This is a genomic window from Vibrio sp. YT-15 (assembly GCF_033337445.1).
Classification (GTDB): domain Bacteria; phylum Pseudomonadota; class Gammaproteobacteria; order Enterobacterales; family Vibrionaceae; genus Vibrio; species Vibrio alginolyticus.
This window is the reverse complement of record NZ_JAWOQR010000003.1, coordinates 84,642-108,027: the sequence shown is the minus strand read 5'-3', so window position 1 is coordinate 108,027 and position 23,386 is coordinate 84,642. Positions and strand designations below refer to the sequence as shown.

The 23,386-nt window shown below is 44.4% G+C and carries 18 protein-coding genes and 1 riboswitch; of the genes, 7 read left to right on the top strand and 11 right to left on the bottom strand.

What is annotated here, in order from left to right:
• Window positions 1-122: 122 nt before the first annotated feature.
• The 4 genes from mukB to cmoM are packed head-to-tail and all read right to left on the bottom strand — an operon-like array spanning window position 123 to window position 7,426.
• On the bottom strand, window positions 123-4,586 hold the full coding sequence (gene mukB, locus R7D93_RS07460) for a chromosome partition protein MukB (protein WP_225495604.1): 4,464 nt from the start codon (window positions 4,584-4,586) through the stop codon (window positions 123-125).
• A gap of 2 nt (window positions 4,587-4,588) precedes the next feature.
• Window positions 4,589-5,314: a chromosome partition protein MukE gene (gene mukE, locus R7D93_RS07455; RefSeq protein ID WP_005378379.1), complete on the bottom strand. Its 726-nt coding sequence runs from the start codon at window positions 5,312-5,314 to the stop codon at window positions 4,589-4,591.
• Window positions 5,295-6,632: a chromosome partition protein MukF gene (gene mukF / locus R7D93_RS07450; protein ID WP_017634722.1), complete on the bottom strand. Its 1,338-nt coding sequence runs from the start codon at window positions 6,630-6,632 to the stop codon at window positions 5,295-5,297. The genes mukE and mukF overlap by 20 nt, the downstream gene beginning before the upstream one ends.
• A gap of 2 nt (window positions 6,633-6,634) precedes the next feature.
• Complete coding sequence (gene cmoM, locus R7D93_RS07445; RefSeq protein WP_025766915.1) at window positions 6,635-7,426, bottom strand: tRNA uridine 5-oxyacetic acid(34) methyltransferase CmoM; 792 nt, start codon at window positions 7,424-7,426, stop codon at window positions 6,635-6,637.
• Window positions 7,427-7,540: 114 nt separating this feature from the next.
• Here cmoM and elyC point away from each other — a divergent pair, with 114 nt between their 5' ends.
• Entirely contained in the window at window positions 7,541-8,326 is a 786-nt protein-coding gene (elyC, locus tag R7D93_RS07440) for an envelope biogenesis factor ElyC (protein ID WP_005387893.1), read from the top strand.
• Between the two features lie 72 nt (window positions 8,327-8,398).
• Here the strand turns inward: elyC and torR are convergent, their stop codons facing one another.
• Window positions 8,399-9,109, bottom strand: a complete 711-nt coding sequence (torR, locus tag R7D93_RS07435; protein WP_213868326.1) for a two-component system response regulator TorR — start codon at window positions 9,107-9,109, stop codon at window positions 8,399-8,401.
• Between the two features lie 266 nt (window positions 9,110-9,375).
• Here torR and torD point away from each other — a divergent pair, with 266 nt between their 5' ends.
• The 5 genes from torD to R7D93_RS07410 all read left to right on the top strand — a co-directional run bounded on the left by torD (window position 9,376) and on the right by R7D93_RS07410 (window position 13,723).
• A complete protein-coding gene (gene torD / locus R7D93_RS07430) occupies window positions 9,376-10,023 on the top strand; it encodes a molecular chaperone TorD (protein WP_005378369.1) in 648 nt (215 codons plus the stop codon).
• Window positions 10,024-10,492: 469 nt separating this feature from the next.
• Window positions 10,493-11,497: a substrate-binding domain-containing protein gene (purR, locus tag R7D93_RS07425; protein ID WP_213868325.1), complete on the top strand. Its 1,005-nt coding sequence runs from the start codon at window positions 10,493-10,495 to the stop codon at window positions 11,495-11,497.
• Window positions 11,498-11,784: 287 nt separating this feature from the next.
• Window positions 11,785-11,874: riboswitch (cyclic di-GMP riboswitch) on the top strand.
• A gap of 116 nt (window positions 11,875-11,990) precedes the next feature.
• Complete coding sequence (locus R7D93_RS07420) at window positions 11,991-12,581, top strand: TfoX/Sxy family DNA transformation protein (protein ID WP_005378367.1); 591 nt, start codon at window positions 11,991-11,993, stop codon at window positions 12,579-12,581.
• A 114-nt stretch (window positions 12,582-12,695) separates the two neighbouring features.
• Window positions 12,696-13,382: a TVP38/TMEM64 family protein gene (locus R7D93_RS07415; protein ID WP_005378366.1), complete on the top strand. Its 687-nt coding sequence runs from the start codon at window positions 12,696-12,698 to the stop codon at window positions 13,380-13,382.
• Window positions 13,383-13,402: 20 nt separating this feature from the next.
• Entirely contained in the window at window positions 13,403-13,723 is a 321-nt protein-coding gene (locus R7D93_RS07410) for a DUF2007 domain-containing protein (RefSeq protein WP_017820033.1), read from the top strand.
• 31 nt (window positions 13,724-13,754) lie between these two features.
• Here the strand turns inward: R7D93_RS07410 and R7D93_RS07405 are convergent, their stop codons facing one another.
• From R7D93_RS07405 to topA, 4 genes are all read right to left on the bottom strand, one after another.
• The gene (locus tag R7D93_RS07405) at window positions 13,755-14,558 is read right to left on the bottom strand and encodes an alpha/beta fold hydrolase (protein ID WP_005387891.1); all 804 of its coding nucleotides are present in this window, start codon (window positions 14,556-14,558) and stop codon (window positions 13,755-13,757) included.
• Between the two features lie 109 nt (window positions 14,559-14,667).
• Window positions 14,668-16,125, bottom strand: a complete 1,458-nt coding sequence (gene glgA, locus R7D93_RS07400; protein ID WP_213868324.1) for a glycogen synthase GlgA — start codon at window positions 16,123-16,125, stop codon at window positions 14,668-14,670.
• Window positions 16,115-17,332, bottom strand: coding sequence for a glucose-1-phosphate adenylyltransferase (gene glgC, locus R7D93_RS07395; RefSeq protein WP_017634726.1), 1,218 nt, complete (start codon window positions 17,330-17,332; stop codon window positions 16,115-16,117). The genes glgA and glgC overlap by 11 nt, the downstream gene beginning before the upstream one ends.
• Before the next feature lie 608 nt (window positions 17,333-17,940).
• The gene (gene topA, locus R7D93_RS07390) at window positions 17,941-20,571 is read right to left on the bottom strand and encodes a type I DNA topoisomerase (protein WP_005390711.1); all 2,631 of its coding nucleotides are present in this window, start codon (window positions 20,569-20,571) and stop codon (window positions 17,941-17,943) included.
• Window positions 20,572-21,005: 434 nt separating this feature from the next.
• On the opposite strand from topA, the gene R7D93_RS07385 reads away from it, so the two are divergent.
• Complete coding sequence (locus R7D93_RS07385) at window positions 21,006-21,254, top strand: YciN family protein (RefSeq protein WP_005387884.1); 249 nt, start codon at window positions 21,006-21,008, stop codon at window positions 21,252-21,254.
• A 63-nt stretch (window positions 21,255-21,317) separates the two neighbouring features.
• Here the strand turns inward: R7D93_RS07385 and aroA are convergent, their stop codons facing one another.
• Complete coding sequence (gene aroA, locus R7D93_RS07380) at window positions 21,318-22,598, bottom strand: 3-phosphoshikimate 1-carboxyvinyltransferase (RefSeq protein WP_213868323.1); 1,281 nt, start codon at window positions 22,596-22,598, stop codon at window positions 21,318-21,320.
• A gap of 290 nt (window positions 22,599-22,888) precedes the next feature.
• A complete protein-coding gene (locus R7D93_RS07375) occupies window positions 22,889-23,365 on the bottom strand; it encodes a glycine zipper 2TM domain-containing protein (protein ID WP_005378348.1) in 477 nt (158 codons plus the stop codon).
• Window positions 23,366-23,386: the final 21 nt, after the last annotated feature.

Sequence of the window (23,386 nt, the reverse complement as noted above, 5' to 3'; positions counted from 1 at the left end):
CCGTTAATAAGCCGAGACTGCCGTCCTACAGTCTCGGCTTATCTTATGTATTTCGAAGCCTGCCTCGTAAACAGATACAAAAACGCCCGCGTTCATTGCGGGCGTTTTGTTAGATTCGCAGTTTACGATTCAAACTCTTCAATCATCTCTTGTGCTTCAGTCTTAGGCTTATCCGTTTGACCAAAACCACGCAAGCCAACCACGTGTACGTGTTCGTGATCTTTAAACACCTTACGCACCAGTTTGTAGGTCGTACCTTTCTCTGGGCTGATGTTTTCAGGCGCCGCGATAAGAAGCTGCATATCCAGACGGTCACACAATTCGAACAATGTCGCGATCGATTTCGCATCCAGACGCGCGGCTTCATCCAAGAAGAGCAGACGACAAGGCACAATGTCTTTGCTGCGTAGACGACGAGACTCTTCTTCCCAGCTTTGAACAACCATAAGAAGGATTGACTGACCGGTACCGATCGCTTCACCTGTTGATAGCGCGCCAGACTCAGCCTGTAGCCAACCATCTGTACCACGGTTCACTTCTACACTTAGCTCTAGGTAGTTACGGTAATCCAGTAGCTCTTCACCCAGAACTTGAGGTGAACGTTGACCCATATCGATGTGTGGGTTCACGCGTTGGAACAGTTTCGCCATTGCTTCAGAGAAGGTAAAGCGAGTCGATTCAAACAGGTCTTTATGCTGCTCTTGTTGTGTCGCTAGGCCGTTCAGTAGCACTTCGTGACTTTCGCGGATCTTCACGTTTAGACGTACGCCCTTCACCTGACCAAACGAGATGTTCGACAGGCCTTGGTTCAGCATACGAATACGGTTTTGCTCACGTTGAATCGTCTTCTTGATAATGCTCGCTACTGACTCAGAGCTGATCGCTAGACGGTTTTCACGTTGGGTTAGCTCTTCCGTTAGACGCGCCAGCTCGACTTCCATCTCTTCGATTGCTTCAACTGGGTCATCAGTACGGATGATATCCTGACGAATACGCTCACGAAGGTGTTGGTATACAGCAATATAGAACAGAACTTTACGCTCTGGACGTGCGTTATCTTCTGATAGACGCAGCGCATCACGCAGGTCGTCATTGTTCGCAACCGCTAGACGCAGCGCACCCAGTGATTTATCCGACATCGAACGCAGTTCATCCGCTGACATGTAAGCCAGTTCACGCTTGTGTAGACGACGCTCAACATCATTCTCACGCGCCAGACGAAGTACTGAACACCAGCCAGCTTTCGCAGCAACCACGAACGTACGCAGCTCAACGTATTCTTTCTGAACTTTCTTCAGACGTTTTGCCAAGCCTTTCATCTCTAGTTCAGTAGAGGTTATCGTGCGCTCGTATTCGCTCTTACGGCTGCGAGACGTGTGTAGACGCTCGTGCAATTCGTCACGACGACGCATTGCGCGCTCTTCTGCACCTTCGTCAGCGTTCACGCCAAACTCTTGAAGCTCTTGTTTGAACTCTTGAACCGTTTCCAGTTTCGCTTGGTGTGAACTCTTCAATGATGCCAATACTTGGTTGTATTGGTTCATTTGACCTTGCGATTGCTTCAACTCTTCACGAGAGCGAGTACGCATTTTTTCAGCTTGAACCAGTTTAGCTTTTAGCTGCTCACTCAGTTCGCTACTCTTGTTCAGTAGGTCTACTGAATCAGAGTAAGCGAAGTAGTGACGACGTTCAACGAGATCCGAGAGTGCAAAGATTTGCTTCTTAAGATCTTGTAGCCGCTCGTCTGCCGCTTTGTATTCTGCTTCTAGTGCATCGAATTGCTCTGGGTCAGCATCAAGTGCAGACACAATATTCTCTAATTGCGCGACGGCTTTTGCATGGTTGCTTAAGAAGTTCTTCGCCTCTGCAAGCTGAGCGATTTTCTCTTCTAGCTCATCAAAACGCGCTTGCAATGACTCATCTTCAACAAGCACCATGTGTGACGCTAGCTTGTCCAGAGAAGACAACGCTTGCTTGCTGGTTTGAAGCTGAGAACGTTGTTGTTGCTCTTTCGCATCTAGATCCGCCAGCACGCGAGCAATTTGGTTACGCTTATCACGAATAGTTGCCAGTGCTTGTTCTGGATCGGCGTCAAAAGCAACCTGAATGTGGTTAGACACAAATAGGTTAAACGCTTGGTACAAGCGCTGCATTTTCTGAGAATCAAACGCCGCTTTCGCGTGTTTCTCTACCACTTCTTCTCGTTCGTTACGCAGCAACTCTAGACGCTGCTCACGTGCCGCACGGCCAAACAATGGGATCTCAGGCAAGCGAGAGTAACGCATTTGGCGATCGTTCATACGAACGCAAACCGCGCCCTCTAACTCTTCTGCATCGAACGAGCTGTCATCAAAGGCATCGATGTCACCTTCAATGATGTACAAGTCTTCTGGACAGTCGTCTAGCTCTACCAGTTTCTCTTCGATGCCTGACAAGTCAGAAACAACGATAGCGTGACGAGCCGGACCGTACATCGCACTGAAGTAAGGCGCGTCATCAATCGTGATGTCATCGTAGATCTCAGACAGCAATACACCGCCCAGCGTATCTGCCAAACCTTTCAGGCGAGGGTCATTTGAACCACCAGGAGAAGCAAGACGCTCAATCTCAGAGTCTAGCTGGCTACGGCGCTCAGCAAGCTTATCTTTAGCTAAAGACAACTCCCTTTCTTGTTCAAGGACAACTTGCATGTGGTTCATTACCGCATGGCGATCATCAAGCTCTTCACCGCTCTGCTCTCTCAGTTTCTCTAGCGCATCGTTCGCCGCAATCCAAGCTGGTGCTATTGCTTCAAGCTTACTGATTTCTGCCACCGCGTTTTGCTCTAGACGGCGCTGTTCACCACGCTGATCACGAACTTCTTCTTGAGCTATCTCTAGTGATTCGATTTGCGTCGCATGACGTTCACGTTCTTGTTCAAACGTAACCTCATCGGTTAGTTCAACGTGATATTGCTTTTTGTATTCAGCAACCAGTTCACGTGCTTGACGCTGCTGGTTAAGGCTGCGTTCGAGATCACGGTGTTGTGCTCGCCATTGTTGTTCGTTTTGTGCAATTTGTTGTGACTCACGCGCTTTCGCAATTGCAGTTTTCGCATGCTCAGACGCGTCTTTGCGCTCAACTTGACCAACGATGCTTTGTACCAGTTTAAGCGCGGTTTCAAACTGCTCTGCCGCTGCAGAAGACATGTCCAGTTTGTGCTTAACCGATAGCAACGCATTGGTGCTTTCTGATTCTTTGCTCTTAAGCTCAGAGACAAGCGCTTGAGCCGATTCCGCCGTTAGGCTGTCATCGCCAAGTAGCTGCTTCGCTTTCTCCAGCGCTTGAACTGCTTGTTGATATTGAAGGGCGCGAGTTTGCTGAACGTCAAGAGCTTGCTGGTAATCAGCAAGTTGCGTCTTAAGGCTATCCACCTCTTCTTCTGCAACGGTCGCTTGCTCTTCTACCATCATCACGCGTTCTTGCGCTTCTTCCACGACCATCATTTGTTCTTCAAGACGCTCACTTAGCTCTTCAAGATCTTCTTGGTAGCGTTCGATCTTCTCTTGCTGGCGCAGTGCGTTTTGCACCAGTTGCAAGTGATCCGAAGCCGCTTGGTAATCTTGCTCTAGCGCCGATTCCGACTCGATCAACAGTTCCAGCTCTTCTTGAACGCGATTAAGCAGATTGTTTTGCTCAATCAAGGTCTCGCGAGAACCAAATAACTCTGAACGCAAAGACAATGTCTGTTCTAGTTTTTTACGACGCTCGTTAGCATGGCGCATATAGTCCGCTGCCACGTAGTTAGTCGACTCTGTGATCAAGTGTTTGAACAAGTCACGGTCTGCTTGCGTAGTTTTGATCGCTTCTAGCGTCATGCGGTTTTCACGCAGTGCCGATTCCATATCTTGGAACGCTTTTTTCACGCCGCCGTTTTGTGGCAAAAGGTAGTCACGTAGCGAGCGCGTAATCGCACTTGAAATACCACCGTAAAGCGATGCTTCGATCAGGCGGTAGAATTTAGAGCGGTCACCAGAGTTACGCAGTTTCTTCGGAATCACACCGAATTCAAACATTTGTGCGTGGTAATCCACGATAGAAGAGAACGCTTTGAACTGAACGCCTTCAAATTCCGCGATCGATTCTTTTACTTCATTGATTTGACGTACACGAGCTTGAGTCGCTGATACGCTTTCAATCAAGATATCCGTTGGTTTCACATGGCTTGGAAGACCTTGGATAACAAACGGTTTGATGTCTACTTTCTTATCACGACCCGCAACTTGCTGCAATTTTACTGCGAACAATAGGCGTTGGTTACGTGAGTTCACCACATCTAGCGCCGCATAACATGCGCCCGGCTGTAGCTTACCGTACAAACCTTTGTCGCGAGACGATTGGCTGCTGCCTGCTTCTGTGGTGTTACGGAAGTGCAGTAGCGTTTGGTCAGGAATCAATGCGGTGATGAACGCCGCCATTGTGGTTGATTTACCTGCACCGTTACCACCTGATAGCGTGGTGACCAGACCATCGATGTCAAACGTACGGGCAAAGAAGCCGTTCCAGTTGACCATGGTCAGCGATTGGTATTTACCGCGTTCAATCATGCTCATGCTTCACCCTCTTCTGTTGTTTCTTCTTGGGCTTGGTCGTCTTGATCTTCTTCAGACAATAAGCTGCCTTGGCTTGGCTCTTTGGTGTGCACTACTGCTTCACCATCACGGATCAGACGCAGCTGCGCTTCACGCATGTCATCGCCAATACGTACATCGGCACCAAAGCGGAATACCGCTTCACTGATGCTGAATTTACCGGTTTCACCGATGTTGATGATCATGCCTAGGCGACGCAGACGACGAAGTGACGTACGTACTTTTTCAAACAGCTTTTCTTTATCGAGGTCAGAACCAGTCGCACGGTTCGTCACTAGCTTCATCAGCTTGTTTTCATCTGCTAGAGCAAGCAGTTCGTCGTACAGCTCTTGGTTAGTGAAGATGCCTTCGTGCGCAAGACGCTCTGGGCTTAGATAAAGGAAACACAGTACCTTACCCACCAGCATATCCAGTTCAGAAAGAACACTACGGCCAATCAGAGACGTTGAACGAGGACGAAGATAGAAGAAACCTTCTGGCGCTTTCACCAATTCGGTGTTGTAGCGTTGGTAGAAAGAAGAAAGCTCAAGTTCGAAATCCGACAGCAACGCGTGGTTGTCTAGATCTTCACTTGAGATATGACGCCCTGCTCGAAGCATGCTGTCTAGCGCTGGGAACAGAGGGTTAGAAATTGCTTTTGCCAGATTCTCTGACATGTATTCATTAGTATCGGTCGATGACATTCGCTTGTACCTTTGCCCCAAATTCGTTGATTGCTTTCCAGTCTGGTTGAATCGCTTGGTAATCCGATTCTGAATACCCTAGACGTACAGCTTGATCGACGATAATGCGAGCTAAATCAAAATGATGAGTGTAAGGGTGCTGTGCAAGGTAATCTCGCAGTACCACACTCAAATCGATTGGTGTGCCTTGATCTTTATGCGCTTTTAGCATGTCACCAATTCGTTCAGACAGCTCATCATTGACTTGTTGAAACTCTTCGTATTCTACTTCCATCGGAACTTGACCCGTGACCTCGTCATCACGCAGTACTAGGGCCTCATCACGAAGGTCAGAAAGCCTCTCCGCATCTGCATAAGTCAGATACCAAGGCGCATCGAAGTAATCTTTGACGGATTGACGCAGACGCGAGCTAAACGCACGGTTCTTATCCATATCGATTGCAGTACGAATAAACTTGTGCACGTGTCGGTCATAACCAATCCAAAGGTCGATCGCTTGCTGGCCCCAGCTTGTGATTCGGTCCAGCTTCATTTGCAGACCAAACAAGGCTTCTTCGATAAACTCCAGCTCAGGGTCACCGTAAACAATTTCTTGAATATCGAGGATCTGAGTTTGCAGTTCATCACTGGCGGCTTGCAGCGTATCTTGAAGTTCACGCAACGTGCTTGATGTTTCTGACAGAAGTGCTTCACAGTTGTTGATCGCTTCACGCCAGTCTTTGTTAAGCAGGTCAGCAATCTGTTGTTTCACTGACTGTTGCTGCTCATCCATAACACGTTGGTTGAGGTCAATTTGATCGAAGATTTCGCCTACAGAATATTTTAAAACACCGTATACGTTTTTCTTCCAGTGACCCGGTGTGCCACCTTTTTGTGCTGCCTCAATCGCTTTCGCCATTTCATCCGCTACCATGGATAGCTGGATAGATAGACGCAGTTTTGAGAACTCACGATGACGCACGTAGTAGTCGGTTATTCCTATCGCTAATGGCGACAAGCGGTAAATGCTCGCTCCGTCAGTAATTTCACTGACAAAACGGCTCATAAGACGCTGCTTAACCATCTCGTTGATCGCATTGTTCGCACGAAAAGCGGAGGCTTCGCCGGTCTCATCAAATAGTCGAGTGACGATGGCAAATGCATCATGCAGTTCACCTTCACCCAGTTCTTCATCGAACCTTTCATTACTCAGTACGGCAATGGCTATTAAAAATGCCAATCGCTCTGTGGTCAGGTTCAACGAGAAATCGTGCTGCTTAACCCAGCCAACCAGCTCATCGATTGGTTGCTCTGCAGCATTGAGAGTCATCTCACTCATTGTTATTCCTGTTTATCGTTCTTTTTAGCCCACACATGAATGTAGCGGCCTAATGAGAGGTATGGCTCTTGTCGACAAAGTTGTTTTTCTAGCGCCAACACATCTTCAAACTCGTAATCACCCATGTATTCCATATTGCCTATGTAATCACTAAATGAGCGAATACCAGATTTGCCACAAATATTAAAACCTGAATTTTCTATCCACTGGTAGACTTCTTCAGGTTTTAAGCCTTTTTGCGGCTGTAGTTTAAATCTTTTTCGGTGAGGCATGCCGTCTAATATATGAGGAATGTTGCCACAAACCACGTTTTTATAGACTAAACCGTGGTGGTTGTAGAACATGACTGATGCGATGCCTCCCGGTTTTACTTGTTCAAGAACTGTTTCAAGTGCGGCCTTAGGATCAACCAGCCACTCCATCACAGCGTGGAACATAACCAGATCGACCTGTCCATCCATATGTTCACCGATGGATTGGACAGGCGAATGAATCAGGCGATACTGCTCAAGCAAACCGTTTTTTTCAATATCCTGCTTAGCCAACTGCAGCATTTCCGAAGATAGATCACATAAAGCGATTCGATGTCCGAGCTTAGCAAGCTTTTGCGACATTTGTGCCAAACCACCACCAGCGTCCAACACTTCTAGGGGTTGCTGGTCAGCATCTAATTCACTTAGAATCTGTAGAAAATCTTCCCACACAATGATTTGGCGGATCTCCCCTTTATCGGAGCCGTAAATATTTTTTGCAAATTTGTGGGCGATATCGTCGAAATTGCGGTCTTCTGTCACTTCTGCTGAGTTATCATAACGGATTGTGCCGCTATTCTGGCACAAGGAAAGCAGGAATAAAGAGGGATACCCTCATTTTTATTATCAATTGATGTTTTTTCGGACTATTTATGTATGTTTGAGCTGAAAAAAGTAGTGTCAGCCATGCTTATGCCCCTTCCGGCATTGCTGCTGATAGGCTTGTTGGGTCTTGCTCTCATTAGTTTTACTACAAAACGTAAAACTGGCTGCTTCGTTGTTCTATTCTCTTTTGTTGGCATTTTTCTTGTTGCCTTCCAACCTGTTTCAACCAAGCTTCTTATGCCGTTAGAGCGAGAGCATAAAGCCTTTTTGCCAGTTTCTGGCACCATCGACTACGTGATGGTTTTAGGGAATGGTCATGTTATCGATGACGAAATTCCACCCACCTCGCAGTTAAGCCGTGCAGCATTAATGCGCTTAACTGAGGGCATTCGTATTTTAAGAATGTATCCAGGCGCGAAATTAATCTTATCCGGCTATGCTGGCGGATCTGAAATTAGCCACGCGCGAATGATGGCGAACGTTGCCCTTGCGTTGGGAGTCGCGAAATCCGATATCATTTTATTAGAAGATGCGAAAGATACGTGGGAAGAGGCGCGTCAAGCGGCTGCATTCGTTCAACAAAAGGAGATTGTGTTAGTCACTTCTGCGAGTCACATGAGCCGTGCATTGTATGAGTTCAACGCAGCAGGCATTAAACCAATCCCAGCCCCGACCAACTTCTTAGCTATTAGCGAGATAAGTCAACCTTGGGATAAATACTCACCTAAAGCGCGTTACTTAGAACAAACAGAGCTTTATTGGCATGAGTACTTGGGCAGTATTTGGCAAAGGTTGCGTGATACTGTCGGCCAAACACCAATGGTTGAAGCAAACTAGTATTATCTTGAAGCCACAAAAAAGGAGAGCCGAAGCTCTCCTTTTTCTTTTTACGATTGAGTTATGTTCCAACTAGTCACCAGCAAACATATAGCCTTCGCCGTGTACCGTTACAAAAATCTGTGGGTTCTTAGGATCGAACTCCATTTTTGCGCGCATACGTCGAATAAGAACATCAATGGTGCGGTCATTCGGCGCATCCACTCGATGGCTGATCATGTTCAAAATACGCTCACGACTTAACACCTGGTTAGGATAAGACGATAATGCCACCAAAAGTTCATACTCTGCTTTAGTTAGTTTTACTGGCTCACCGTTGCGGCTAAGTGCGCGACGTTGAATGTCGAATGTCCACTCCCCAAAGCGCACAATGTGCTCTTCACTGATTTCATTCGCTTTCGAGCTGCCACTGCGCGCTGCTGAAATACGCCACAGCAAGTTTTTAACGCGAACTAACAGCTCTCTCAGTTCAAAAGGTTTTGTCACATAATCGTCAGCACCCATTTCTAGGCCTACGATTTTATCAATGCTATCCGTGCGTCCTGTTACTAATATGATACCAATATCCGATTGGCTACGTAACTCACGAGTAAGCATCAGGCCGTCTTCACCAGGCAGGTTAATATCCAGCATGATCAGGTCTACATCGCCCGCTTGCAAAACTTCACGCATTTCTGCGCCACTCTCTGCTTCGCTGACTTGGTAGCCCTCATTTTGGAAATATCCCGCAAGCTTACTACGAGTTACAACATCATCTTCTACGACTAATACGTGATAGCTCATTTACACCACTTTTCTGTCTTCTTATTATCCAAGACGTATTCTATTCATAACTAGTAACATTTCTAGTCATAGATACATTAAAACGCAAGATTTAGCGTTTTTATTGATTCAAAACAAGCTTGCCCATTGCTATTAATAAACGGTCATTTTTGACCATAAAACATAACAATTATAGTTACTGCTATTCATTTTAATTGATTACACTTAGGGGGTATCCCTAATTGACTTTGTGATGCATGACTTGAAGCATCATTCAGGAGCCCAAAATGCAAGAAGTGAAAGCTTTTAATGAAAAACGCGCTGAAATTTACTGGTGGTTTTCGAGCTTGTTCGCAAAAGAACTAACAGAGAAAGAATTGGAAGCCTATCACAGTGTTGAAATTCGCAGTTTTCTCGCAGGTTTAGGTGAAAATGAGTCGCTGAAACCAGCTGTTGATAGCCTAGTTGATGCATTGAATCGGTTACAAGATCGTGAAGATGCACAACTAGAGCTTGCAGCTGACTTTTGTGAACTGTTTTTGAAGACAGAAAAATACGGCGCTCTTCCTTACGCATCCATGTACATTGGTGAATCAGGTTTACTGAATGACAAGCCAGCTGAGGAAATGGAAAAGTTGATGGCTGAATTTGGCGTTCAAGTAGACGAAAACCTAAAGGAACCTGCGGATCACTTAGCCGTTGAGCTCGACTTTCTCGGGAACATGATTATCCGCTCAAACGAGCTTGAACAAGAAAAACACATGGAAGAAGCCTTCGTTAAACAAAACGACTTTATCCAGCAACAATTGATGTCTTGGTTACCTCAGTTTTCAGACAAATGTAAAAAATTCGACGAATTTGGATTTTACTCGAGTGTCGCGAAACTATTAGTTGCATTTTGTAAACTAGACAGCGCCTACCTTCTTGGTGAATAATTGCCGCCTATTTTTAGGGAGCCTGCCTATCGGGCTTCCTGTATGCCTGAAAGTGACCAATTGTAAGTAACTTGGGTATAATATTCGTTTGCCTTAACTTAGCGCAAAGACGCTTGGTTATTTAGCAGTCAAAATGTGACTTCAGATACACAAATCTCTTGCTGAAAACATTGCTAGTCAGTCCACATAGGGCTAAAATGTGAGCGCAAACGATTAAATATGATTTATATGTAAACCGCTGAAATATAGCGGTTTTTGTGTTTTCTTAACAGGTTGATGGCAATTTCTCATCAGATAGAAAAAAAGATAAAATTCATCGACCGATGCTGCTACGTACCCTTTTGTCGCACTTGGATCAACCGCTGCCGAGACACTTAGCGCCAATTTTATATTGCTAGGTGTGAAACCATTAGAGCATCAGGTACATCCAATACGACATATTTCAGTAGCTCGATACAGGACACCATTTATGGCCACGATAAAAGACGTTGCTCGCTTAGCCGGCGTTTCCACTACGACAGTTTCGCACGTTATCAATAAAACGCGTTTCGTTGCAGAAGCAACGCAAGAAAAAGTAATGAAAGCCGTTGACGAGCTGAATTACGCGCCAAGTGCCGTTGCACGCAGCCTAAAATGCAACTCAACTCGCACGATTGGCATGTTAGTAACTCAATCAACTAACCTATTTTTCTCAGAAGTGATTGATGGCGTTGAGAGCTACTGTTACCGCCAAGGCTATACTCTGATTTTATGTAACACAGGCGGGATTTACGAAAAACAACGCGATTACATTCGTATGCTGGCTGAAAAGCGCGTTGATGGCATCCTAGTGATGTGTTCTGACTTAACCGAAGAACTAAAAGAGATGCTTGACCGTCATGCGGACATTCCTAAAGTGGTCATGGATTGGGGCCCAGAGAGCTCACAAGCAGACAAGATCATGGATAACTCAGAAGAAGGTGGCTACATTGCAACCAAACATCTGATTGACAATGGTCATACGGATATCGCTTGTCTAAGCGGTCATTTTGAAAAGCTTGCTTGCCAAGAGCGCATTGCAGGTTTCCGTCGCGCAATGAGCGAAGCGAACCTAGCTGTAAATGAAGACTGGATCCTTGAAGGTAACTTTGAATGTGATACGGCCGTATTAGTTGCAGATAAAATTACCGCAATGGACAAGCGCCCGACGGCGGTATTCTGTTTTAACGACACAATGGCTCTAGGCCTAATGAGCCGCTTGCAACAAAACGGGATCAAAATTCCTGAAGATATTTCAGTGATCGGCTACGACAACATCGAGCTTGCGGAATACTTCTCTCCACCGCTAACGACTATCCACCAACCTAAACGTCGTGTTGGTAAAAATGCATTCGAAATTCTACTTGAGCGTATCAAAGATAAAGAACACGAAAAACGAATTTTCGAGATGCAACCTGAGCTTGTAATTCGAAATACTGTGAAAGAAATGAACTAAATTTCACTGTATTTAACCGTGTTAAATAAGCGCTCTACAGGGGCGCTTATTTTTTTGGAAAAATTAAGCATTCTCTAATACTTCACACCACTCTAATAACAATTGACTAACGTTAACTCCCTGTTTTATATAAATGTAATATATATTAAGAACTCCTTTTCAAAGGCCAATTTGCACCTTTCCATATGCAAAATAGAGCATTCAATCTATCATTTTTATTGAACCGAAATCACACTTTTAACGCTAAACCGTGATGTTAATTCAATATAAGAAGTATGCTCATTGTGTCACGCACAGGGCAAACCATTCGAAAGAGTGGGACGCAAAGCCTCCGGCCTGAACCATATTACGATATGGAAGGTAGCGGGGTTACCGATGGCAAGTGTGTAAGCAATGACTTTACTCTGTAATGACATTGTTTTTACGCATGTTTGCTACTCTCTCGGACCTGACTTTTGGTGGCGTAATATTAATTACACCGAGATAACAAAACATGGATAAACCGATACTCAAAGACTCTATGAAGCTATTTGAGGCACTTGGTAATATCAAGTCGCGCTCAATGTTTGGTGGCTTCGGACTATTCGCTGATGAAACAATGTTTGCACTAGTGGTAAACAATCAGCTTCATATCAGAGCAGACCAAAAAACTTCATCTGACTTCGAGAAACAAGGGCTAAAGCCTTACGTTTATAAAAAACGTGGCTTTCCAGTCGTTACAAAGTACTACGCTATTTCCAGCGATTTATGGGAATCAAGCGAACGCTTAATCGAAGTAGCGAATCAATCATTGAAAAAGGCAAAGCTTGAGAAAGAACAGCAAGCAAGTACAAAGCCTAACCGTTTGAAAGATTTGCCTAACTTACGACTGGCTACCGAGCGCATGCTAAAAAAAGCCGGCATCGAATCCGTAGAGAAGCTTGAAGAGGAAGGTGCGCTTAACGCCTATAAAGCGATAAGAGATACGCACTCTGCAACCGTCAACATTGAGTTGCTATGGGCACTAGAAGGTGCTATCAACGGCACTCATTGGAGTGTGGTACCTCAAGCTCGCCGAGATGAGTTGATGAACGGCCTCCAATAAAAGTCGGCCTAAAAACTATCTTGTAAAACCGCAGTCTAATCTGCGGTTTTTTTGTGAAATTTTTTCGGTTTTCCTACTGTCTTATTACATATATCCCAAATTGGAATCAAAATTATGAATAAGAAACTGATATTAGGTCTCATCCTACTAGCGGCTATCGTCTTTTTAGGTATTAACTTTGGCCAGTATTTAACCTTAGAGAATGCAAAAGCCCAACAAGAAGCACTAACTACATACATCGATCAGAATTTTGTATTCTCGGCTGCGATTTACTTTTTTACCTACATTGCAATTACCGCTTTTTCTATCCCAGGAGCGGCAGTAGTCACCTTACTTGGTGCAGCCTTATTTGGTTTTTGGACAAGCTTGCTACTGGTTTCTTTCGCTAGCACTATGGGGGCAACACTGGCCTTCTTGAGCAGCCGATACTTATTGCGTGACTGGGTACAAAACAAATTCGGAAATAAACTCAACGCAATTAATCAAGGTGTCGAAAAAGACGGAGCTTTTTATCTATTTTCCTTGCGTCTAATCCCTGTATTCCCTTTCTTTCTAATCAACTTACTGATGGGCTTAACACCGATGTCTGTAGGTCGATTTTATCTCACTAGCCAAATAGGTATGCTGCCAGGCACAGCCGTATATCTGAATGCAGGTACTCAATTAGCAACAATTGAAAGCCTATCGGGCATTGTTTCACCCGCAGTATTAGCGTCTTTTGCGCTATTGGGACTATTTCCAATCATCACTAAATGGGTTATGAATAAAGTAAGGCCGACACCAAGTCAGCAAAACTCGTAATTGGTGAAGTGGGTATTTTGATGAAAATATTTATCGCTAAAAACCCAGCAGAAGCACACATTGTATGTGAGCTGCTTAAAGTGGAACAAATTTACTGTGAAGTTCGCGGAGAAGGTATTTTCGGCTTAAAAGGAGAACTGCCGTTTGGTGATGATACCGATCCTTATGTGTGGCTTTTTGACACGGCACAAAAGATGAAAGCTGAAGAAATAGTAAAAGCATATCGAAAACAATCCGATAGGCATGAGTATCAAGATTGGCAATGCCCAAAATGTCATGAAATAAACGAAGGGCAATTTGGTGCATGTTGGCAATGTGGATATCAACTAGGAGAGCTATAGCGGCTCTCCTATTCAGTGGATGCACTCAGTTTTAAGCACATACAGCTTGCTGTTTAATAAACTCGATGGAGTGTTGATTGAAGTCTTCTGGACGCTCTACATTGCATACATGACCACAATTCGGGATTTCTCGTAGAATGCTGAGCTTATGTGCTGCAACCATTTCTTTGACAGGTTTAATAAACATGTAATCCCTGTCGCCCATTAAGTAAAGAGTCGGAATGGGTAACTCTCGATCTTTAAAATATTTCATTAACGGATTTACATCAGCGGCAAGAATAAACCAACGTTTAAATTCTTTTTGGCAAAGCTTCTTGGCTTCGCGAATAAAAAGGTGGCGAGATTCTCGTTGGCTTCTTTGAGGCATAACAATATAAGCGAACAGTTTGTAGAGCCACATGTACGGCAGGATATGCTTACAAAAATTACCTAATTTCACCAATATCTGAGAACGAGTGTTAAGCCTTGTGACAGCACCGCCGAGCACCATCGAACGTACGCGCTCCGATGACAATTCAGCAAGGTTTCGAACAATAATTGTACCAAGCGACATACCGACAAAATGAGCGGATTGGATCTTTAAATGGTCCAACACTTTCAAAATATCTTGGGTAACTTCCGTAAAGGTATAACGGCTAGCAATGAGCTCTTTAAGTAACTGATTTGACTTTCCATGACCTCTTAAATCGATCAGCAATAAGTTAAAGTGTTGCTTGTAAGCTTTAATTTGCTTGAACCAAATAGAAGAGCTACCACCAGCACCGTGCACAAATACAACCCACTCATGACTAGTAGGGTGCAAATAAGTTTTATGAAAAAGTAGCGGCTGGGTCATATTCAGTATCAAAAAGATCGTGCTATTAAGTAAAAAGCCATCCTACCACACTCCCCTTACTCAAGATAATAAAGGCACCTCATTCGGCGCCTTTCGTTACAATTTTAAGTCAAACTAACGCTGAGTGGTAAAGCTGCAAATAAGATTCTGCGGCCTTTTGCCAACAAAAGTCTTGTTGCATCGCGTGCAACTGTACTTTATTCACTTCAGGCTCGTTTTGAGCGTAGAGCAACAGTGCCCTTAGCATCGTTAACAACAATGCCTGCGGTGTCGGTTCGAAAAAAACAAACCCCGTTGCTTCAGATGGGTTTACATCATAATCGCTAACGCTGTCCTTTAAGCCACCAACACCGCGTACTATCGGCAATGTACCGTAAGCCATACTATAGATTTGGTTTAAACCACATGGTTCAAACTCAGAAGGCATCAAGAAGAAATCAGAACCAGCTTCAACGATATGCGCAAGTTCATTGTCATACGCTTCTACAAAGGCAAATTTGCTAGAAAACTGCGCGGCAACCTCTCGTAGCTGAGCGGCAAGAACAGGGTCTCCGGTCCCAACGAAAACTAGCTGAACATCGTGCTTCAAAAAATCGGCCAAAGCAGGCAACAAGTAATGAACGCCTTTCTGCTGGGTCAAGCGACAAACCATACCGAACATAGCTACATCTTTTTCGGGCAAATTTAGTCTTTGTTGTAATGCTTTTTTACAAGCTTTCTTCCCTTGCGACATACTTTGCTGGTCGGCGCAGTAATTAACCGGCAAGTAGGTATCAGTTTCCGGATTCCAAGCACTGTAATCACAACCATTCAAGATGCCGACTAAGTCCTGCGCGCGTTGCTGAAACTCCCAAGCCATGCCGTGACTGCCAAGCTCTGTTTTTAGTTCCTCTGCGTACGTAGGGCTAACCGCGTTTATCTTATCTGCATTCATTACACCAGCTTTAAGCATCGTAATATGCGTTGCACTCACCGCAGCATCGGGAACGTTTCTACAATGAAACTCTGGCAAACACTGCACGTCTTCATAACTAAATACGCCTTTAAAGACCGCATTGTGAATTGAAATGACGCTTTTAGTATGAGCAAAAAACGGATCATTGCCATACCTGTGCTTGAGCAAAAATGGAACAAGACCTGTGTGCCAATCGTTCGCGTGTATGATATTAGGTTGAAAGGCGAGCTTGGGTAACATATCGAGACATGCTGCACTAAAAAACGCAAAGCGCTCGCCGTTATCAGTATACGCTTGGTTGTTCTCCGCATACATTGATGGTCGATTGAAATACGGCGGACAATCAATCAGGTAAACAGGATTTTGACCTAACATGAGCCGCAAAACTCGATACTCCGTATGCGGCCATGATGTTAATTCTGTTTCTAATACAACTTCTGCGTCTGCGAGTTTATCAATACTACTGTACGCAGGGATGGTAATTCTTACGTCTTGCTGTAGGTTTTGAAGGGCTTCCGGTAGTGCCTTGGCAACATCTGCCAAGCCACCACTTTTAATGAGGCCTTCAACCTCAGAAGCTACAAACAGAATAGATAAGTTGTTAGTAGCCAACTCGAGCTCCTTTCGGAATAACAACAATGCCCTCCTCAGACACGTGGAAGTGTTTTTTATCTTCTTGAAGATTCACACCAATCTGAGTACCAGGAGCAATATCGGCATCCTTGTCGACAATCACACGACGTAAAACACAGCCTTCGCCAATTTTTACGTCACCAAGAAGTATACATTCGCTGATATCGCAAGCAGAAGCAATATTACTGCGAAAACCAAGCACCGACTTTTCGATTCTTGAGCCTCTAACATAGCTGCCATTACACACTAAACTATCGATTATCTGCACACGACCATTATCAGAGTCGGTAAATGTCGCAGGTGGCAATGGTGGGTAGTAGGTGTGCAATGGCCATTTACGGTTGTACAGCGAAAATGGTGCATCTTTTTCTAGCAGATCCATATGCGCTTGCCAGTACGCATCAATAGTTCCGACATCACGCCAGTACACCTCTTCTTTTTCGCCACTGATTTTGTTGGTACTGAAGTCATACACGAACACATCACCTCTAGGGAACATCTTTGGAATGATGTCCTTTCCAAAATCATGTGATGAAGCTTCATTATCCGCATCTTCGACCAACTCTGAGAACAGTACCTGAGCTTCAAAAACATAGTTACCCATTGAAACTAAAGCGTAATCTGGGTCCCCAGGAATCGACTTCGGATTTGCTGGTTTTTCTTCAAAGCCAATCATACGACCTTCACTATCCACTTCGATAACCCCAAATTGCGACGCCTCTTTTAGTGGCATGCGCAATGCAGATACCGTCAGAGAAGCCTGCTTTTCTGAGTGGAAGTTCAGCATTTGTTTGATATCCATCTTATAGATATGGTCAGAGCCAAAAATACAAACTTGCTCTGGTTCCTCTAACTCCATAAAACGCAGGTTTTGATAGATCGCGTCCGCCGTCCCTTCGTACCAACGTTTACCAGTACGCATTTGAGCGGGAATAGGATCGATAAAGCGGTCTGTAATGCCGTTGATGTTCCACCCCTTTTTTAAGTGATGGAATAAAGATTGAGATTTAAATTGGGTTAGGACGTAAATGCGCATCAGATCCGCATTAACAAAATTGTTTAGAGCAAAATCGATCAATCGATAACTACCACCAAACGGTACCGAAGGTTTACTGCGAGATTCCGTTAAAGGTCTCAAACGAGAGCCTTCACCGCCAGCAAGAATCATTCCCAAAACACCAGCCATTTGTTGTTCTCCATATCGTTATAGCTTGGATTTGGTACTCGCTTGAATGAGTCATACTCGGGGAGTCAAGCGAATACATTTAGCAACCGTCTCTGAGTTTCTGTGAACTCTTACAACACGGATAAAAAAGCTACGGCACTTCCAGTATGCAACGTCCACTCTTTCCTTATTTTTTGACGCAAACAATGCACACAGTTGCACTAATTTTTGTAATAAATTATCTAAGCGGGTTCTAAATTACAATTTTTAATACGCCATTCTGTGTACCATACAGCTCTTGCGTACTCAAGACGATATCTAGATCACACATGGAAAAGCAAACGATTACATTGTGAAAACAATTTACGAACGGATTCACTACACCGCCGATTTTTTAGCCCAATGTATAACAAATATGTGAATGCAAAATGAAAGTTACAACGAATATTTTTCACATAAAAAATACATCAGCGACTACGAAATATTGATGCTGGGATCTTCTCGCGTCAGCAAAACTCAGTCAAAGCAGCAAAGATCTATACGAACAACACAGTGGCCTTTACGCAAAAACAAAACGCAAAAAAGGCAGCGATATCGCTGCCTTTTTACATTACTTAGATCGTACGTTTTTATGCTTTCGCTTTTTTACGCTTATCTGTGACTTCCCACTTACCTTCAACAAAGAGCGCTGTCCAACCACTTGGCTTACCGTTCTCTTCCGAACGAACGTAGTTCTCTTTTGTTTTACGGCTAAAGCGTACAACAGCAGGACGACCATCAGGATCTTCTTGCGGCGCAGTTGCTAGGTATTTGAACTTCTCAGGTAAACGCTCTTCAAAACGCGCCAGTTCAGCAACCAAAGGAGCACGTGTCTCGCGCGATTTAGGGAAGTTGCTTGCCGCCATAAATAGACCTGAAGCACCATCACGAAGTACGAAATACGCATCTGAGTTTTCACATGGCAACTCGGGGAAATGAACAGGATCTTCTTTCGGGGGCGCGACTTCGCCATTCTTCAAGATCTTACGAGTGTTCTTACACGTTTCGCTCGTACAATCCATGTATTTACCAAAGCGACCGTTCTTAAGCACCATATCAGAGCCACATTTGTCACATTCAACAACTGGACCATCGTAGCCTTTTACTTTGAACTCGCCGTATTCAACAAGGTAGCCTTCACAGTTCGGGTTATTACCACAAACATGCATCTTACGCTTGTCATCAATCAGGTATGCGTCCATCGCTGTTTCACAGATCGGACAACGCTTTTTAGCACGAAGAGCTGCGGTTTCAACGTCTTCTTCTAGAACGTTAATAATACCTTCTTCGTCACCCAAGTTGATGGTTGTCTTACAACGCTCTTTTGGTGGTAACGCGTAACCTGAACAGCCTAAGAACACACCTGTCGAAGCAGTACGGATGCCCATTGGACGGCTACACGTCGGACACTCGATATCCGTCATGACGATGTGATTTAACTTCATACCGCCTTCTGACTCATCTAGCTCCGCTTTTTCAAGATCGCCAGTAAAATCAGCAAAGAAGTTGTCTAACACAGCTTTCCAGTTCACTTCACCTTCAGCGATTTGGTCCAATTTCTGTTCCATACGCGCAGTAAAGTCGTAGTTCATCAAATCGTTAAAGCTGTCATCAAGGCGGTCAGTAACAATTTCACCCATTTTTTCAGCGTAGAAACGGCGCTGATCAACTTTCACGTAGCCACGATCTTGAATCGTAGAAATGATCGATGCGTAAGTCGACGGACGACCAATGCCTCGTTTCTCCAGCTCTTTAACCAGTGCTGCTTCAGTGTAGCGCGCAGGTGGCTTTGTAAAGTGCTGTTTAGGGTCAAGTGACTCTAAGCTTAGCTTATCGCCAAGTTGTACCGCTGGAAGGATTGTATCCTCGTTTTTGCCCATTGGACGCTGTACACGAGTCCAGCCGTCAAATTTAAGGATACGACCTTTCGCTTTAAGCGTGTATTCTGCCGCTTTTACGCTGATGGTTGTTGAATCGTATTCTGCTGGCGTCATTTGACACGCTACAAACTGATTCCAAATCAAAGCATAAAGTTTGTGCGCATCAGCATCGACACCTTGCAGGTCTTCCGCCTTAACACCCACATTTGAAGGACGGATCGCTTCGTGCGCTTCCTGTGCCCCTTCTTTGCTACCGTACGTCAATGGTTTCGCTGGCAGGTACTTATCACCAAACTCAGAACCAATAAAGTCACGTACAGCGTCCACAGCCTCGGCACTTAGGTTAGTCGAGTCAGTACGCATATAAGTGATGTAACCGGCCTCATAGAGGCGCTGAGCTAGCATCATGGTCTTTTTCACGCCGTAGCCCAGGCGTGTACTCGCTGCCTGTTGAAGCGTAGAGGTGATGTAAGGTGCTGAAGGCTTGCTCTTTGTAGGGCGGTCTTCACGCTTACATACTTCGTAACTTGCATTCTCAAGTACAGACATCGCTGCTTTGGTTTCTGCCTCATTAACTGGCTTAAACGCAGAACCGTCTTTCTGAGCAACAAGCAGTTTAAAGTCCGCTTTGTCTTTCGTTTTCGTATTCGCATGAATGTCCCAGAACTCTTCTGGTACAAACGCGTTAATCTCACGCTCACGCTCAACTAACAGTTTCACCGCAACAGACTGCACTCGACCAGCAGATAAGCCACGAGCCACTTTTTTCCAAAGTAGAGGTGAAACCATAAAACCAACGACACGGTCCATGAAGCGACGTGCTTGTTGGGCATTTACACCATCCATGTTCAGCTCACCAGGTGTCTGGAAAGCTTGTTGGATCGCGTTTTTCGTAATTTCGTTAAAAACTACACGTTTGTATCGCTCTTCATCGCCACCGATGATCTCACGAAGGTGCCATGCGATTGCTTCCCCTTCGCGGTCCAAATCGGTTGCGAGATAAACGCAATCTGCGTCTTTGGCGAGTTTTTGTAGTTCGTTGACAACTTTTTCTTTGCCTGGAAGGATTTGGTAATTCGCTTCCCAGTCATGATATGGGTTAATCCCCATTTTTTTGATCAACGCTTTGCGGTCTTTCTCTTTTTTAACGCGCGCTTTCTCTTCCGGACTCATCCCTTTAGTTGAGATGGCGGCGGCTTTTTTCTCACCAGTGCTTTGACCGGCCGTAGGCAGATCACGCACATGACCAACACTAGACTTAACAATAAAGTCTTTACCAAGGTACTTATTTATCGTCTTTGCCTTGGCTGGTGACTCCACTATAACGAGTGATTTACCCATAACTGACTCTAACGTCCTTCATAATAATGCGGGTAGAAACCTTGTTTAAAGGCCACCCGCATAATGTTCTATTTCATTGCTTCTTTTTTTACTATTGTGCGAGATGAAAAGAAGATCAACTGCTTTTTTGAAATTCAGATCCGATTGGTTGACAATTCATCGTCTTTATACTTCAAAGAGACAGGGTTCTGAAAGGTATTGAGCGGCATATCTAAACAGGCAAACTTAGCATCCGCTAATCCAATGCAATAAATTTTGTTACCCATCACAAAATAGTTTGGTTCAATGCTCTGCCATCTTCCTCCGCATCATGCTTATACTCTAAAAATTGATCTGTTTAGTCTTACTGAACGATTGACTGAATTAATCATGCAAACCCATTTTAGTTGTAGGTATACTCAGCGTTCTTAACTGAATAGGATGGTAGAAAGAATATGTCTGATAGAACGTTTATCGAAGAGTTCGACCTTCTTTTGATCGCTAACCAAATCATCCAAGAGCACGATGATTACATCGAGGGAATGCGAGCAACAAGTGTAGAAGAAAAAGAAGGTGTTTTAGTTTTTAAAGGTGAATACTTCCTTGATGACAAAGGTTTACCAACTTCAAATACGACTGCAGTATTCAATATGTTCAAATACTTAGCGCATCACCTTTCTAAGGAATTTACGCTGGTTAAATAGTATTGGGAAACAAAAAAGCCAGAGTGTTATTCACTCTGGCTTTCATGTTTCAGGTCAGAATATTTAGCAGCTTAAAGCCTTAAGTTTGTCGAAGTAGTCAGGGAACGTTTTCGACGTACACTTTGGATCGTTAATCGTCACAGGCGTATCACTAAGTGCCACCAGCGAAAAACACATCGCCATTCGATGATCATCGTAAGTATCAATCGCAGCATGCTTTAACTGAGAGACAGGTTTGACGATGATGTAGTCTTCCCCTTCTTCCACTTCCGCACCAACTTTACGTAACTCAGTCGCCATAGCTGACAAACGGTCTGTTTCTTTTACACGCCAGTTATAAACGTTACGAATAGCGGTAGTGCCTTTGGCAAATAACGCTGTTGTCGCGATGGTCATTGCAGCATCAGGGATATGGTTGTAATCCATATCAATGCCTTTTAATTGACCAACACGCGAAATTACGTAGTCATCACCCCATTCAATTTCTGCACCCATTTTTTCAAGCGCATCAGCAAATTGAATATCACCTTGAATGCTGTTTTTACCGATACCCGTGACTTTAACTTCTCCGCCTTTGATGGCTGCCGCCGCCAAGAAGTAAGAAGCAGAAGACGCGTCACCTTCAACCAAGAAATCACCTGGAGCGATGTATTGCTGACCGGCTGGAATCACAAACTCTTGATAGTCGTTGTTGATCACATCGACTCCAAACTGCTTCATGATATGCAGGGTGATATCGATATAAGGCTTAGAAACCAAATCGCCTTCGATGTTGATGCGAATTTCACCTTCAGCCAATGGCGCAGACATTAAGAAAGCGGTCAAGAACTGACTTGAAATGGACCCATCGATAGAAACTGTACCTGCTTTTAGGCCAGTACCAATTATTTTGAGAGGCGGAAAGTTCTCGTTTTCCATGTACTCAACGTTCGCACCAGCATCTTTCAGTGCCGTGACAAGGTGACCAATTGGACGCTCTTTCATACGAGGTTCGCCCGTCAGTACATACTCCCCTTCTCCAAGACAAAGAGCCGCAGCTAATGGTCGCATCGCAGTGCCAGCATTGCCGAGAAATAACTCTACCGGCTCTGAGACAGAAAACGGACGCCCAAGGCCGTCAACGAGACATTCTGTTTTATCTTCGGAAAGTTGGTATTGAACGCCTAGTTTAGTCAGCGCATTCAGCATATGACGAATATCATCACTGTCGAGGAGATTAGTAAGGCGAGTTCTGCCTTTAGCAAGAGCAGCAAGTAAAAGAGCTCGATTAGAAACACTTTTAGAGCCAGGAAGGTTCACTTCCCCTTGAATTTTATTGATAGGTTGTAACGTTAGGCTTTCCATTAAAAGTTGATAATCCTTTGTGCCCTCAACATACGATTTTTTATGAGGGCTAAACAATTCTTCGTGAATTCAGACTACCCAAAAAAACACGACAAAACCAGAGTAAATCGGCGCTAATTTATGAATATCCTCAAGCAGCCTAAAGATACAGAATTAAAGGCATTGCCAGCGATGTAAATCAGAGCGAAAGAAGCACGGCGAAACAGCAAACTATTTCAACTTTATTTGACGATAAGCCAGCCCGACTGTACATGCCTGATTAGGCTTCGTTAGACTAAAACAACCTAGGGTTAATAAGTGATATCAACCCTGACTCCATCATCAAAATATAAAATACGAACTTCATCCCCTCGACTAAATAACATATTTTTATCAACATCTTGGATGACATTAATTAGCTTATCACCCTTCACTTTGATGAGTAGCTCAACTAACTTATATTCAACCGTGTATTGGTAATTACTTTGGTTTTGAGCAACTGCGGCACCTGCAAGCGCACCCACTGCCGTCGCGACTTCTCTTCCCGTACCGCCACCAAATTGATTACCGACTAAACCACCGATAGTGGCACCAAGTAGTGTCTTCCAACCGTTACTTTTCGATTGAACAACCTCTTGTTGAGTAATATAACGGACAGAGTCAATCTTCCCGTAAACTACTTCATTAACTGGCTTGGCAACATTTCTTTCATAGGCTGCGTTGGCGACAAGTGGTAAAAACAGTATGATCCCAAGCCATACTTTTACGATATTTCTTAACCAGGTCATCATAAACTCCTCTGACTCCAA

What these genes read in the sequence shown, in the direction of transcription:
- topA (WP_005390711.1), bottom strand. Translation starts at nt 20,571, where the DNA reads ATGGGTAAATCACTCGTTATAGTGGAGTCACCAGCCAAGGCAAAGACG.
- aroA (WP_213868323.1), bottom strand. Translation starts at nt 22,598, where the DNA reads ATGGAAAGCCTAACGTTACAACCTATCAATAAAATTCAAGGGGAAGTG.
- R7D93_RS07405 (WP_005387891.1), bottom strand. Translation starts at nt 14,558, where the DNA reads ATGACCCAGCCGCTACTTTTTCATAAAACTTATTTGCACCCTACTAGT.
- mukE (WP_005378379.1), bottom strand. Translation starts at nt 5,314, where the DNA reads ATGTCATCGACCGATACTAATGAATACATGTCAGAGAATCTGGCAAAA.
- mukF (WP_017634722.1), bottom strand. Translation starts at nt 6,632, where the DNA reads ATGAGTGAGATGACTCTCAATGCTGCAGAGCAACCAATCGATGAGCTG.
- elyC (WP_005387893.1), top strand. Translation starts at nt 7,541, where the DNA reads ATGTTTGAGCTGAAAAAAGTAGTGTCAGCCATGCTTATGCCCCTTCCG.
- R7D93_RS07385 (WP_005387884.1), top strand. Translation starts at nt 21,006, where the DNA reads ATGTCTGATAGAACGTTTATCGAAGAGTTCGACCTTCTTTTGATCGCT.
- purR (WP_213868325.1), top strand. Translation starts at nt 10,493, where the DNA reads ATGGCCACGATAAAAGACGTTGCTCGCTTAGCCGGCGTTTCCACTACG.
- R7D93_RS07415 (WP_005378366.1), top strand. Translation starts at nt 12,696, where the DNA reads ATGAATAAGAAACTGATATTAGGTCTCATCCTACTAGCGGCTATCGTC.
- R7D93_RS07375 (WP_005378348.1), bottom strand. Translation starts at nt 23,365, where the DNA reads ATGACCTGGTTAAGAAATATCGTAAAAGTATGGCTTGGGATCATACTG.
- torR (WP_213868326.1), bottom strand. Translation starts at nt 9,109, where the DNA reads ATGAGCTATCACGTATTAGTCGTAGAAGATGATGTTGTAACTCGTAGT.
- mukB (WP_225495604.1), bottom strand. Translation starts at nt 4,586, where the DNA reads ATGATTGAACGCGGTAAATACCAATCGCTGACCATGGTCAACTGGAAC.
- glgC (WP_017634726.1), bottom strand. Translation starts at nt 17,332, where the DNA reads ATGGCTGGTGTTTTGGGAATGATTCTTGCTGGCGGTGAAGGCTCTCGT.
- R7D93_RS07420 (WP_005378367.1), top strand. Translation starts at nt 11,991, where the DNA reads ATGGATAAACCGATACTCAAAGACTCTATGAAGCTATTTGAGGCACTT.
- torD (WP_005378369.1), top strand. Translation starts at nt 9,376, where the DNA reads ATGCAAGAAGTGAAAGCTTTTAATGAAAAACGCGCTGAAATTTACTGG.
- R7D93_RS07410 (WP_017820033.1), top strand. Translation starts at nt 13,403, where the DNA reads ATGAAAATATTTATCGCTAAAAACCCAGCAGAAGCACACATTGTATGT.